The sequence below is a fragment of the Mesorhizobium sp. B263B2A genome (assembly GCF_020165775.1).
GTDB lineage: Bacteria > Pseudomonadota > Alphaproteobacteria > Rhizobiales > Rhizobiaceae > Mesorhizobium > Mesorhizobium opportunistum.
The window spans coordinates 1-12,630 of record NZ_JAIUIU010000004.1 but is presented as its reverse complement, the minus strand read 5'-3'; the positions used below and the strand labels follow the sequence as shown (position 1 = coordinate 12,630).

Genomic DNA, 12,630 nt, shown 5'->3' with positions numbered 1-12,630 from the left:
AAACGGGTTTGAGAGGTCCATCATGAACGATACGGTACGCGGCACGATCGAAATGTCCGCCGCCATGGCGATCCTGGGAACGATCGGCTGGTTCGTGATCATGTCCGGCCAGCCGATCATGGATGTGGTGTTCTGGCGCTGCGCGTTCGGCGCGCTGACGCTGCTCGTCATCTGCGCCGGGCTGGGGCTGCTGCGCAACGGACTGACGCTGCGCATCATCGGCCTCGCCGCGCTCGGCGGTGCCGCCATCGTCATCAACTGGGTTCTGCTCTTCAGTGCTTTCTCCCGCGCGTCGATCTCCATCGCCACCGCCGTCTACAACACCCAGCCCTTCATGCTGGTCGGCTTCGGCGCGCTCTTCTTCGCCGAGCGGCTGACGCTGACCAAACTGACCTGGTTGACAATAGCCTTCGCCGGCATGGTGCTGATCGTCTGCGCCGCCCCTGACGCCGGCGATGTCGGCACCAACTATTTCGCCGGCATCCTGATGGCGCTGGCCGCGGCCTTCTTCTGGGCAGTCGCTGCCATCGTCACCAAGAAGCTCAAGGGCACGCCGCCGCATTTGATCGCGCTTATCCAGGTCTGTGTCGGCGTCGTCATGCTGGCGCCCTTCGCCAATCTCTCGCATCTCCCCGCCGACCCATGGAGCTGGGCCATGCTGGCGACGCTGGGCGTCGTCCACACCGGCCTGATGTACATCCTGATGTATGGCGCCATCCAGAAACTGCCGACACACCTGCAGGGATCGCTGTCCTTCATCTATCCGGTCGTCGCCATCCTGGTCGATGTCACCGCCTTCGGCCATCGCTTGCATCTCAGCCAGGTCGTCGGCGCCGCCGCCATTTTGGTTGCCGCCGCCGGGATGAATCTCGGCTGGACGCTGTGGAGGTCGCGGGTCCCGGCCTGACGACCGCAACCGCTCACGAGATACCTGGACGCGTTTCGACCAGCGATCCCGCCCGTCCGCCTGTTCAAAGCGGGCAGTTTGCTCTATGCCGCAATCCAACCATCTTCGCCCGGCATAGGCGAAACCCGGGATCGAGAACCATGAACGACGCCACGCCTCCCAACCGCTGCCGCATTGTGCTGATCGCGCCGCCAGGCGTGCCGGCGGACCGTATCGCGGCCGCATTCGACGGCGGCGACGTCGCCTCGCTGATCCTGCCGGAGAACGGCATGGACGAAGCCTCCTTCCAGGCCTTTGCCGAACAAATCGTGCCGGCGGCGCAGGCCGCGGGCGTGGCCGTCATCATTGCCGGCGACACCCGCATCGCGGGCCGTGTCCAGGCCGACGGCATCCATGTCGAGGTTTCCAAGACCGAGCTAGCCGAAACGATTGGGCATTTCCAGGCCAAGATGATGGTCGGCACCGGCGGCGCCAAGACGCGTGACGATGCGCTTGAGCTTGGCGAGACGCGGCCCGACTACATCTTCTTCGGCCGCTTCGGCTACGACAACAAGCCCGAGCCGCACCCGCGCAACCTGTCGCTGGGGCGATGGTGGGCCGATATGATCCAGATCCCCTGCATCGTCATGGCTGGATCCGACCTCGCATCCGTCGAGACGGTGGCCGCCACCGGTGCCGAATTCGTCGCCCTGTCCAGCGCGGTGTTCGCCGACGGCGTCGATCCGAAGGCGGCGATCGCCCAAGCCAACGCGTCGCTCGACGAAACCGCGCCGCGCTTCGAGGATTGACGTGGCACTGGCAAGGCTTCCCCTTCAGGCCCTGCTTGCGGCGGTCATGATCCAGACCGCTGCCGCCGCCGAAACGGTACCCTTGCCGCAGCCCAAGCCGGATATCGGCGCGCATACCGACAAGCCGATCGAAAACCAGCTGCCGCAGCCCGCCACCACGGCAGAGCCCGCGCCCTTGCCCTCGGCCGACAACATCAACCCCGACCGCTTCGGGGCCAAGCCGGCGGACGCGGCCTATGGCGCCTTCCAGCGCGGGCTCTACAAGACCGCATACAACCTCGCGCTTGTCCGCGCCCAAAATGGCGACCCGGCGGCGCAGACGCTGGTGGCCGAGATCTTGTCGCGCGGGCTCGGCGTGCCGCTCAATGCGGCCGAAGCGGCGAAATGGTATGCGCTCGCCGCCGAACAGGGGGTGCCGGAATCACAGTTCCAGTACGCGCTGATGCTGCTCGACGGGCGCTACGTCAAGAAGGACGAGAAGGAGGCCTATGCGCTGATGCAGGCGGCCGCCGAAGCCGGCAACCAGCTGGCGCAATTCAATTTCGCGCAGATGCTGGTCCAGCAGGATCCCGGTGACGCAGGCTTGAGCAAGGCGGTCTCATACTATGAGCGCGCCGCCGCGACCGGCCTCGCCGACGCGCAGTACGCCATGTCCCAGATCTATGCCAACGGCGTGGGCGGCAAGCCGCGCGACGATGCGCACGCAAGGCGCCTGCTGGCGCAGGCCGCGCGGCAGAACTACGACACCGCGCAGATCGACCTCGCCGCCTGGATGATCGAGGGCCGCGGCGGCGCGCGCGACCTGAAATCCGCTTTCGGCTGGACGAAGCAGGCAGCCGAAGGCGGCAATGTCGCCGCCGAGAACCGCCTGGCGAAACTCTATATGGAAGGCATCGGCGTCGACCCCGACCTGGTGCTCGCCGCCGCCTGGTACATCGTCGCGCGCCGCGCCGGCCTCATCGATCCTCAGATGGACGATTTCCTGCAAGGGCTGAGCGACGACCAGACCAAGCAGGCGTTGCAGAAGGCGAACCGCCTGCCTTGACGGCGGTCCGCGAGATCGCCCGGCAGTCAGCCCGTCGCGCGGCGCCAGCCGCCCGCTCCCTTGCCTCTTGCGGTTATTTGTGGTCTTGGAAGCCCGAAATCGCTTTCCCAGCGACAATCCCATACCAACGGCTGGCCGTTGGCAGCATCCCGGATCACCTCATCATGGCCAAGATCAACGGCAACGAAATCCGTCCCGGCTACGTCATCGAGCACGATGGCGGCCTCTGGGTGGCGGTCAGGACCAACACCGTCAAGCCTGGCAAGGGCGGCGCCTACAACCAGGTCGAGCTGAAGAACCTCATCAACGGCACCAAGCTCAACGAGCGCTTCCGATCGGCCGAGACGGTCGAGCAGATCCGCCTCGACCTGAAGGATTTTTCCTTCCTCTACGAACAGGACGACGCGCTGGTGTTCATGGACACCCAAAGCTACGAGCAGCTCGAACTGAACAAGGACTTCGTCGGCGACCGCGCCGCCTTCCTGCAGGACGGCATGATGGTGACGGTGCAGCTCTACGAGGAAAGGCCGATCGGGATCTCGCTGCCCGATTACGTGACCCTGGCCATCACCGAGGCGGACCCGGTGGTGAAGGGCCAGACGGCGGCATCCTCATACAAGCCGGCGGTGCTGGAGAATGGCATCCGTGTTCTGGTGCCGCCCTTCATCGGTGCCGGCGAACGCATCATCGTCGACACCAACGAAATCACATACGTGCGCCGCGCCGACTGATGCATGTCGCCCAAAAGTGGCCCCGGTTTTGGGTCACCGACATGCATCAAGACAGAGTTTAATGCGGGCACAGGAAGACATACGATGGCACGCTCAGCCCTTCTCAACGTCATGGTCCAGGCCGCAATGAAGGCCGGCCGCTCGCTGTCGCGCGACTTCGGCGAGGTCCAGAACCTGCAGGTCTCGATGAAGGGGCCGGGCGACTATGTCAGCCAGGCCGACCGCAAGGCCGAGGATATCGTCTTTGCCGAACTGTCGAAGGCACGCCCGGGCTACGGCTTCCTGATGGAAGAGCGCGGCATCGTCGCCGGCGACGACAGCCAGCACCGCTGGATCGTCGATCCGCTCGACGGCACCACCAATTTCCTGCATGGCATTCCGCTGTTCGCCGTCTCGATCGCGCTTGAGCGCCAAGGTCAGATCGTCGCCGGCGTCATCTACAATCCGGCAATGGACGAGCTCTACACGACCGAGCGTGGCGGCGGCGCCTTCCTGAACGACCGCCGTCTGCGCGTCGCTGGCCGCACCAAGCTCGTCGACGCCGTCATCGGCTGCGGCGTGCCGCATCTGGGACGCGGCCAGCACGGCAATTTCCTGATCGAGCTGCGCCACGTCATGGCCGAGGTCTCCGGCGTCAGGCGCCTTGGCTCGGCTTCGCTCGATCTGGCCTATGTCGCCGCCGGCCGCATGGACGGGTTTTGGGAAATCGGCCTGTCGGCCTGGGACATCGCCGCTGGCCTGCTCCTCATCCGCGAGGCGGGCGGCTTCGTCTCCGACATGGATGGCGGACAGGACATGCTGGACCATGGTTCGGTCGTCGCCGGCAACGAGATCATCCAGCGGGCGCTGCTGAAGACGGTGAAAAAGCCCCTCGCGCCCCGCTGAAGCAATTCCGGGAAAGGCGCGTAGCGCTTTCCCTGGGGAATTGCGTAGGGCACAAATGCCGCCGCGCTGAACCGCCGCAGTCGCAAAACCGCAACCAAAGCTTGAAATACTGTCCGGCGGCTGCCCAGATAGGGTGACGCAGGATCATTGATGACGAACACACCGCCGCAACTCGAAATCCCCGCCGCACTCGAAATCCCCTTTGTCGGGCGCTGGCACTACTCCCGCGCGGAGATGATCGCCGACGGCATCGTCCATGCGGTCGGCATCGTGCTGGCGATCGCGGCCGGCTCGGCGTTGCTGGCGCTGGCGGCGTCTCGGGTCGGGCCTGGCGAATACATTGCCGCCGCCTTCTATGTCGTCTCGCTGCTCACCGTTCTGTCGGTATCGCTGACCTACAATCTGTGGCCGGTGACCTCGCCGGCGAAATGGATCCTGCGGCGTTTCGATCACGCCGCGATCTATCTGCTGATCGCGGCCACCTACACGCCGTTTCTGGCCCAGCTCGACGGCTCGCCGCTGGCCAGATGGATGATCGTGCTGGTCTGGGTCGCGGCGGCAACGGGCATCGCCATCAAGGTGTTCTTCCCCGGCCGCTTCGACCGCCTGGCGATCGTCTTCTATCTCGCCATCGGCTGGAGCGGGGTCGTACTGGTCAAGCCGCTCGTCGAGACGCTGCCGACGACATCGATCGTACTCATTGTCGCCGGTGGCGTCGTCTATTCCTGCGGCGTCGTTTTCTTCGCCTGGAAGGGACTGCGCTTCCACAACGCGCTGTGGCATGGCTTCGTCGTCACCGGCGCCGGCTTGCATCTGGCGGCCATGGTCGACTGTCTGGTGATAAACCGCCTCTGATCCTGGAAGCCGATTTCGGTTTGCATGTCGGATGGACGCGCTGCACATTAGCCCCACGGCAATATTGCCAAGCGCCATTCAATTTGGTCACAATTCCGTTTAGAGTCGCCAACGACGTGATCGGCGGCAGCGGCATCGGAAACGGGGCACGAATGGCTTTTCTCAGATCCTTCGGCATGGGCAGGCGCTCCGACGTCCTGATCTACGATCCACATAAACTGTCGAGCCCGCAGGTCTTCCTGCTCACCATGGTCATCTTCCTGGCCATCGTGGCGTTTATCGCCGCGATATTGACCCGCCAGATCTCGACCGCCTTCGTCACCAATCCCGGCCTCAACGGCCTGATCGTCGGCGTGCTCGCCGTCGGCATCCTGCTGGCCTTCGTCCAGGTCGGGCGGCTGTTTCGCGAGGTGCGCTGGGTCAACTCTTTCCGGGCCGGCTCGGAAACCACCGAACCGGTGCTGCTGGCGCCGATGAAGGCGATGATCGGCCGGTCGTCGTCGATGGCCTTCTCGACCTCCTCGATGCGCACCATGCTCGATTCCATCGCCACGCGCCTCGATGAAAGCCGCGACACCTCGCGCTACCTTGTCGGCCTGCTGGTTTTCCTCGGCCTGCTCGGCACCTTCTGGGGCCTGTTGAACACGATCGGCTCTATCCGCGAGACCATCGAATCGCTCGATCCCGGCACGGGTGACGCGGCCGCGGTGCTCGATTCACTGAAACAAGGCCTGTCGGCGCCGCTGGCCGGCATGGGCACCGCCTTCTCGTCCTCGCTGTTCGGCCTGTCCGGCTCGCTCGTACTCGGCTTCCTCGATCTGCAGGCCGGCCGCGCCCAGACGCGCTTCTACACCGAACTTGAGAACTGGCTGTCTTCGGTCACGGACCTCTCGTCCGACATTGTGGTTTCCGACCCCGCCAAGACCGAATCCTCCGACGAGATCCGCGTGCTGTCCGAAAAGCTGCGCAGCATGCAGGAGAACGGCGGCGGCTCCAACCCGCGCGTTGCCACCGCCATGGCCAATCTTGCCGATGGCATTTCCGGCCTGGTCAAGAACATGCGCTCCGAGCAGCAGATCATGCGCGACTGGGTCGAGGCTCAATCCGACGAGCAGAAGGCGATGCGCAACACGCTGGAAAAGATCGCCGACGTCCTGAAGAAGCAGGGAGTACACTAGCGTGGCCCTGGCACGGGCGCGGCGCGCCGATCGCCGCATCGACTATTGGCCAGGCTTCGTCGATGCACTGTCGACGCTGCTGCTGGCCATCATGTTCCTGCTCACCGTCTTTGTGCTGGCGCAGTTCCTGCTCGGCCGCGAAATCTCCGGCAAGGATACGGCGCTGTCACGCCTCAACTCGCAGATCAACGAACTGACCCAGCTTCTGGCGCTGGAGCGCTCGACAGCACAGGACAAGGATGATTCGCTCGCCAATCTGCAGGCATCGCTGTCGGCGGCGGAGGCCGAGAAGAGCCGGCTCGAACAATTGCTGGCGCAAGGCGCCGGCGCCGGCGATGCCGCCAACCAACGTGCGGCGGCGCTCGGCGGAGAACTCGACAACCAGCGCCAGATCAGCCAGCAGGCGCTGAGCCAGGTCGAAATCCTCAACCAGCAGATCGCCGCACTGCGCAAGCAGATCGGCGCGCTCGAGGACGCGCTCAACGTGTCCGAAACGCGCGACCGCGATTCCAACACCAAGATCGCCGATCTCGGCCGCCGCCTCAACGTCGCGCTGGCCCAGCGCGTGCAGGAACTGAACCGCTACCGCTCCGACTTCTTCGGCCGCCTGCGCGAAATCCTCGCCGATCGCGAGAACATCCGTATCGTCGGCGACCGCTTCGTCTTCCAGTCGGAAGTGCTGTTCCCGACCGGCTCCGAGGTGATCAACGATGCAGGCAAGGTCGAGATGAAGAAACTCGCCGATGCCATCATCGAGCTGCAGAAGGAAATTCCGCCGGAGATCAACTGGGTGCTGCGCGTCGATGGCCACACCGACAACAAGCCGCTGTCCGGCACCGGCCGTTATCGCGACAATTGGGAACTGTCGACGGCGCGCTCGACCTCGGTGGTCAAGTTCCTGATCGAGAACGGCGTGCCGGCCAACCGGCTGGTCGCCGCCGGCTTTGGTGAGTTCCAGCCGCTCGATCCCGCCGACACCGAAGAGGCGCGCAACAAGAACCGCCGCATTGAACTCAAGCTCACCGAACGTTGATCCATCATCACGCGATGTCACGCGAATTTGTTCGCCGGCTCAACTCTAGGGCGCAAAGTGCGGCCGGCAAGGCCTGAAAAGATTATCTTTTTTTAATTACACTTCGCGCCGGAGCGCTCCTAGCTTGCTGCGCAGGGCCGAGAACCGCCGGCGATGCCTCCCATCGCGACGCGACGGAACCGGACGGCCCGCGTCCGGAACGCGGGGCGGCAAGGCCGCTCCCTTTTCCCCAGCAAAAGGAGGCGCCCTCATGCGCTCTTCAGCATCTCTCAAGACTGCAACCCTTGCCGCAATACTGATTGCCGCCCCTCTTGCCGGCGCCTATGCCGCGGGCCATCACAAGGGCGCGCTCGACGCCGCCCCGCCGACCGAGATGAAGGGCCCGCGTGTCGAGGCTCTCATCGAACAGGCGCAGGGCGTCCGTCAGGGCATCGTGGATGCAAGACAGGCTAACAACATCACCCCAGCGGTCGCCGAACACCTGGAAATGCGCACCAACCAGATCAGCCAGGCCGCCGAGAAGATTGCTGCGTCTGATCACGGCAGGATCCCGTCCGCGCAGTATCGTGACCTGCTGCGTCATCTCGACAATGTCGACCAGCGGCTGAGGGGCGACACCGGCAGCGGTTTCATGATGGGCGACGGCTCCGACGGCGGAAACTATCCGAACGGCTGAGGCTATCCCGCCTGGAAAGGTCCCAGAGGAAGGGACCACCTGGCGCCTTCGGGACCCCAAATCCCGCAGGCGTCCTTTTTCCCCATCGGCCGAGCTTGCCTACCAACCGAGCCAGACCGCGATCAGGGCGAGCACAGCCGGAACGGTCTGGATGAACAGGATCTTGCGGCCGACCGTTGCCGCGCCGTAGAGGCCCGCAATGGCCACGCACAAAAGGAAGAAGACCTTGACCTGGAAACCGGCCGCGCCGAGGGTGAGCCCCCAGATCAGGCCGGCAGCGAGAAATCCGTTGTAAAGACCCTGATTGGCAGCGAGCACCTTCGAGGCGCTGGCGAATTCCGGCGTCAGGCGAAACGTCTTGTGCCCGCGCGGCGTGTCCCAAAGCACCATCTCGAGATAGACGATGTAGACATGGATCAAGGCCACCAGCCCGACCAGGATGTTGCCGATCATTTGCTCCCCCTTCATTTGGCCCGTCAGCATTTCATGCGCGACGGCGTCGGCGCAAGGCGCATCTGCCGGACGATCTCCGAGGGTTGCCAACGCTTTTGCGTTGGTGTCTTTTCGCGCCGTCCTCAATCACGGAAGCCGCCATGTCCTTTCAGAAACTCGACGATCTCGGCCACAAGCTCGAAGCGCTCGAGCATGCGCTGGCCATCCTCGGTGCCGATGAAGCGACCCACATGGCCGTGGGCGGTGGCGAAAAGCGTGCCGAAGCGATGGCAGCCCTTGCCGGCATGTACCACACCAGGGCGACCGCACCGGAGATATCCGACTGGATCGCCGCCGCCGAAGGTGAGGCGCTCGACGACGAGCAGCGCGCGGCACTCGCCGAACTGCGGCGCCAATACACCAACCTGACCTGCCTGCCGGTCGAATTCGTCGAACGCCAGACGACGGCGCGCATGCGTTGCGAGCAGCTGTGGCGCGACCTGCGCGCCAAGAATGATTGGGCGGGCTTTCAGCCGGCGCTGGAGGGCGTGGTGGCGCTGGTGCGCGAAGAGGCCGCCCTGCGCTCCGACGTGCTCGGCCTCGCCCCTTATGATGCGCTGATGGAGCAATACGACCCCGGCAACCGCGTCGCCGACATCACCCCTGTCTTCACCGAGTTGAAGGCCTTCCTCAAGGGGTTCGTGCCGGAGGCGCTGGCAGTGCAGGAAGCGCGGCTGCGCAAGCATCCGCTGAAGCCACTTTCGGGCACTTACGCGATCGACCGCCAGCGCGAACTCGGCCTTGCCATGATGGCGGCGGTCGGCTTCGACCTGACACACGGCTCGCTGTCGGTGTCGCACCATCCCTTCTGCGGCGGCGTGCCGAGCGACGTGCGCATCACCACCCGCTACAAGACCTCCGATTTCCTGTCGGCGCTGATGGGCGTGCTGCACGAGACCGGGCACGCGCTCTACGAACAGAACCTGCCCAAGGCATGGTCGCACTGGCCGCTCGGCAAGGCCCGCGGCATGGCCGTGCATGAAAGCCAGAGCCTGTTCGTCGAAAAGCAGATCGGCCGCAATCCCGCTTTCTGGCGCTGGGCTCTGCCGGTGGTGGAAAAGCATCTCGGCGAAGCCTGGTCGCTCGACGATATCCTGCCGCATGTGCACCATGTCGAGCGCGGCCTGATCCGGGTCGACGCCGACGAGGTGACCTATCCGTTGCACGTCATCCTGCGCTACGAGCTGGAGCAGGAACTTGTCACGGGCCGGCTGGAGGTGGCTGATCTGCCCGAAGCCTGGGACGCTAGGATGCGCGACTATCTCGGCCTCTCCACCATCGACAATCCGGCCGACGGGCCGATGCAGGACGTGCATTGGCCAAGTGCCGCCTTCGGCTACTTCCCCTCCTACACGCTGGGCGCGATGATGGCGGCGCAGCAATGGGCCGCGCTGACGCGGGAGCATCCGTCAGCCGATGGCGATCTGGCGAAAGGGAATTTCGCTGATATCAACGACTGGCGCCGCAAGAAGATATGGTCGCAAGGATCGCGCTGGTCGACCCCGGAGCTGCTCGAGCGCGCCACCGGCGAAAAGCTCAATGCCGCGTATTTTGTCAACCACTTGAAGCAGCGCTACGGCGGCTGAAATCGGCCATCGCGCCATTCCGGTTTTCGGCGACCGGCGGCAACAGCCCGCCGGATCGGAAAACGCCTACTCCGCCGCGCCCCGGAAGGCGCTGGCGCCGGTCTCGAACTGCAGCTTGGCCAACCGTGCATAGATGCCGCCCTTGGCGACGAGACTATGGTGCGTGCCTTCCTCGACGATCGAGCCGCCATCCATGACCAGTATCCTGTCGGCCTTCAGCACGGTCGCCAGCCGGTGGGCGATGACGATGGTGGTGCGGCCCTGCATCAGCCGTTCGAGTGCCGTCTGCACCAGCGTCTCGCTTTCGGCGTCGAGTGCCGACGTGGCTTCGTCGAGCAGCAGGATCGGCGCGTCGCGCAGGATAGCGCGGGCGATCGCCACCCGCTGACGCTGGCCGCCGGACAGCGTCACGCCGCGCTCGCCGACCTGGCTGTCATAGCCTTTGTCGAGCTTGAGGATGAATTCGTCGGCCAGCGCGTCCTTCGCCGCCGCCTCGATCTCGGCTTTGCCGGCGCCCGGCCGGCCAAAGCCGATATTGTCGCGCGCGGTGGCCGCGAAGATGGTGACGTCCTGCGGCACGATCGCGATGCGTCCGCGCACCGAGGCGGGATCGGCCTCGCGCACGTCGACGCCGTCGATCAGCACCTTGCCGGTTTCGGGATCGTAGAAGCGCAAGATCAGCGAGAAAACCGTGCTTTTGCCTGCACCCGAAGGACCGACGATGGCCACCGTCTCGCCGGGCATGACCTGAAAGCTCAGCCCGTGGACAGCAGCGCGGTCGGGTCTGGCCGGATAGGAGAAAGAAACGTCGTCGAAGACGATCGCCCCCCTGGCGACCGCCGGCAGCGGCTTCGGATCGGCCGGCGCCTGGATCGCCGGCTTCTCGGCCAGGATCTCGGTTAGCCGTTCTGCTGCACCCGCGGCTTGCGCAAGTTCGCCCCAGACTTCCGACAGCGCGCCGAGCGCACCGGCGGCGAACACCGAATAGAGCAGGAACTGGCCGAGGGTGCCCGGCGATATCGTGCCTTCGAGCACGTCGCGCGAGCCGAACCACAGCACCGCGACGACGGAAGAGAAGATGGTGAAGATAGCGAAGAAGGTGAGGAAGGAGCGCGCGAAGATCGAGGCACGGGCCGCCTCGAAAGCAGCCTCCACGGCGCTGGAGAAATGGCCGGTGACCAGCTTTTCATTGGTGAAGGCCTGCAAGGTGCGCACCGCGCCGATCTGCTCGCTGGCATAGGCGGTCGCCTCGGCCAGCGTGTCCTGCGCCTGCCTTGACTTGCGCCGCACCGACCGCCCAAAGGCGACCAGCGGCAGCACGATGACGGGAATGGCCGCAATGACAAGGCCCGACAGCTTCGGGCTGGTGACGACCATCATTCCCACCGCGCCCAGGCCAAGGATGACGTTGCGCAGCGCGACCGAGGCCGTAGCGCCGACCGCCGACTTGACCTGCGTGGTGTCGGCGGCGAGCCGCGAGACGATCTCGCCCGACTGGGCGGTGTCGAAGAAGGCAGGCGACAGCGTCGTCACATGGGCAAAGACATCACGCCTGATATCGGCGACGACGCGCTCGCCCAGCGTGATGACGAAATAGTAGCGGCCGGCCGATGCCGCCGCCAGCACGGCAGCCATTGCCACAAGGGCGGCGAAATATTCGGCGATGAAGATGGTGCTCGATGAGGAGAACCCATGGTCGATCATGCGCCGCACGGCCAGCGGCAGCGCCAATGTCGTTGCCGCCGCGATGGTCAGCGAGATGAGGGCGCCGACAACCAGCGTGCGGTAATGCGTTATATAGGGGAACAGGCGGCTGAGCGGCTTGAGCGAGCGTCGGCGCTCGTCTGCGCTGCTGGATTGCGCCATCTCGGTGTTTCCTCTAGCCGCCTCGGTGTGTGCGCCTCAATATGCGCTCGCCGCGGCCTTGTGATTCAATTCCGGCTGATGTATAGGCACGCCGACCGTTTTAGAAGCCGTGGCTCCTCAATAGCTGCGGCTTCGAGTTTTAAAAAGGGGCGCATCGACGCAGGCCATTGGCCCGTGAGCCGCGCCGACAAGCCAGGAACCGACCCATGAAGAGCGCTATTCATCCCGACTACCACACCATCAAGGTCGTCATGACCGACGGCACCGAATACACGACCCGTTCGACCTGGGGCAAGGAAGGCGATACGATGAACCTCGATATCGACCCGACCACCCATCCGGCCTGGACCGGCGGCCAGCAGACCCTGCTCGACCGCGGTGGCCGCCTGTCGAAGTTCAAGAAGCGTTTTGAGGGTTTCGGCCTCTAGACGCACTTCGGCATTGTCGCAGATCAAAAACCCGCCCTCGAGGCGGGTTTTTTGTTGTCGCAAGGTAGATCGCGTCACGCTGGCGCCTCTACCTCCCCCTTGTGGGGAGGTCGGACCGAAGGTCCGGGTGGGGGTCGGTGCCGCCCCTCCCCCCCCCGCG

General features: G+C 64.8%; 13 protein-coding genes. 11 read left to right on the top strand and 2 right to left on the bottom strand.

Annotated elements, in window-relative coordinates:
• Nucleotides 1-22: 22 nt before the first annotated feature.
• From LB568_RS09260 to LB568_RS09220, 9 genes are all read left to right on the top strand, one after another.
• Nucleotides 23-907, top strand: coding sequence for a DMT family transporter (locus tag LB568_RS09260; RefSeq protein ID WP_224729942.1), 885 nt, complete (start codon nt 23-25; stop codon nt 905-907).
• Nucleotides 908-1,047: 140 nt separating this feature from the next.
• Nucleotides 1,048-1,695: a thiamine phosphate synthase gene (locus LB568_RS09255; protein ID WP_224729941.1), complete on the top strand. Its 648-nt coding sequence runs from the start codon at nt 1,048-1,050 to the stop codon at nt 1,693-1,695.
• A gap of 1 nt (nt 1,696) precedes the next feature.
• Nucleotides 1,697-2,740: a tetratricopeptide repeat protein gene (locus LB568_RS09250; protein WP_224729940.1), complete on the top strand. Its 1,044-nt coding sequence runs from the start codon at nt 1,697-1,699 to the stop codon at nt 2,738-2,740.
• A 164-nt stretch (nt 2,741-2,904) separates the two neighbouring features.
• The gene (gene efp / locus LB568_RS09245) at nt 2,905-3,471 is read left to right on the top strand and encodes an elongation factor P (RefSeq protein WP_013892519.1); all 567 of its coding nucleotides are present in this window, start codon (nt 2,905-2,907) and stop codon (nt 3,469-3,471) included.
• Nucleotides 3,472-3,555: 84 nt separating this feature from the next.
• The gene (locus tag LB568_RS09240) at nt 3,556-4,356 is read left to right on the top strand and encodes an inositol monophosphatase family protein (protein ID WP_013892518.1); all 801 of its coding nucleotides are present in this window, start codon (nt 3,556-3,558) and stop codon (nt 4,354-4,356) included.
• 150 nt (nt 4,357-4,506) lie between these two features.
• Nucleotides 4,507-5,211, top strand: coding sequence for a PAQR family membrane homeostasis protein TrhA (trhA, locus tag LB568_RS09235; protein ID WP_013892517.1), 705 nt, complete (start codon nt 4,507-4,509; stop codon nt 5,209-5,211).
• A gap of 152 nt (nt 5,212-5,363) precedes the next feature.
• Entirely contained in the window at nt 5,364-6,389 is a 1,026-nt protein-coding gene (locus LB568_RS09230; RefSeq protein WP_224729939.1) for a MotA/TolQ/ExbB proton channel family protein, read from the top strand.
• A gap of 1 nt (nt 6,390) precedes the next feature.
• A complete protein-coding gene (locus LB568_RS09225; RefSeq protein ID WP_013892515.1) occupies nt 6,391-7,422 on the top strand; it encodes a peptidoglycan -binding protein in 1,032 nt (343 codons plus the stop codon).
• Nucleotides 7,423-7,672: 250 nt separating this feature from the next.
• Nucleotides 7,673-8,098, top strand: coding sequence for a hypothetical protein (locus LB568_RS09220; RefSeq protein ID WP_013892514.1), 426 nt, complete (start codon nt 7,673-7,675; stop codon nt 8,096-8,098).
• Nucleotides 8,099-8,197: 99 nt separating this feature from the next.
• On the opposite strand, the gene LB568_RS09215 is transcribed toward LB568_RS09220, so the two are convergent.
• Nucleotides 8,198-8,551 (bottom strand): DUF1304 domain-containing protein, encoded by a 354-nt coding sequence (locus LB568_RS09215; RefSeq protein ID WP_013892513.1) that lies wholly within the window; start codon nt 8,549-8,551, stop codon nt 8,198-8,200.
• Between the two features lie 140 nt (nt 8,552-8,691).
• Here LB568_RS09215 and LB568_RS09210 point away from each other — a divergent pair, with 140 nt between their 5' ends.
• On the top strand, nt 8,692-10,176 hold the full coding sequence (locus LB568_RS09210) for a carboxypeptidase M32 (RefSeq protein ID WP_013892512.1): 1,485 nt from the start codon (nt 8,692-8,694) through the stop codon (nt 10,174-10,176).
• A 66-nt stretch (nt 10,177-10,242) separates the two neighbouring features.
• Here the strand turns inward: LB568_RS09210 and LB568_RS09205 are convergent, their stop codons facing one another.
• Nucleotides 10,243-12,042 (bottom strand): ABC transporter transmembrane domain-containing protein, encoded by a 1,800-nt coding sequence (locus LB568_RS09205; protein WP_224729938.1) that lies wholly within the window; start codon nt 12,040-12,042, stop codon nt 10,243-10,245.
• Between the two features lie 206 nt (nt 12,043-12,248).
• Here LB568_RS09205 and rpmE point away from each other — a divergent pair, with 206 nt between their 5' ends.
• On the top strand, nt 12,249-12,470 hold the full coding sequence (rpmE, locus tag LB568_RS09200) for a 50S ribosomal protein L31 (protein WP_010912060.1): 222 nt from the start codon (nt 12,249-12,251) through the stop codon (nt 12,468-12,470).
• Nucleotides 12,471-12,630: the final 160 nt, after the last annotated feature.

Bases quoted from the DNA above. Each gene is read 5' to 3' on its own strand.
- LB568_RS09260 (WP_224729942.1), top strand. From the start codon at position 23: ATGAACGATACGGTACGCGGCACGATCGAAATGTCCGCCGCCATGGCG.
- LB568_RS09255 (WP_224729941.1), top strand. From the start codon at position 1,048: ATGAACGACGCCACGCCTCCCAACCGCTGCCGCATTGTGCTGATCGCG.
- efp (WP_013892519.1), top strand. From the start codon at position 2,905: ATGGCCAAGATCAACGGCAACGAAATCCGTCCCGGCTACGTCATCGAG.
- LB568_RS09240 (WP_013892518.1), top strand. From the start codon at position 3,556: ATGGCACGCTCAGCCCTTCTCAACGTCATGGTCCAGGCCGCAATGAAG.
- trhA (WP_013892517.1), top strand. From the start codon at position 4,507: ATGACGAACACACCGCCGCAACTCGAAATCCCCGCCGCACTCGAAATC.
- LB568_RS09230 (WP_224729939.1), top strand. From the start codon at position 5,364: ATGGCTTTTCTCAGATCCTTCGGCATGGGCAGGCGCTCCGACGTCCTG.
- LB568_RS09220 (WP_013892514.1), top strand. From the start codon at position 7,673: ATGCGCTCTTCAGCATCTCTCAAGACTGCAACCCTTGCCGCAATACTG.
- LB568_RS09215 (WP_013892513.1), bottom strand. From the start codon at position 8,551: ATGATCGGCAACATCCTGGTCGGGCTGGTGGCCTTGATCCATGTCTAC.
- LB568_RS09210 (WP_013892512.1), top strand. From the start codon at position 8,692: ATGTCCTTTCAGAAACTCGACGATCTCGGCCACAAGCTCGAAGCGCTC.
- LB568_RS09205 (WP_224729938.1), bottom strand. From the start codon at position 12,042: ATGGCGCAATCCAGCAGCGCAGACGAGCGCCGACGCTCGCTCAAGCCG.
- rpmE (WP_010912060.1), top strand. From the start codon at position 12,249: ATGAAGAGCGCTATTCATCCCGACTACCACACCATCAAGGTCGTCATG.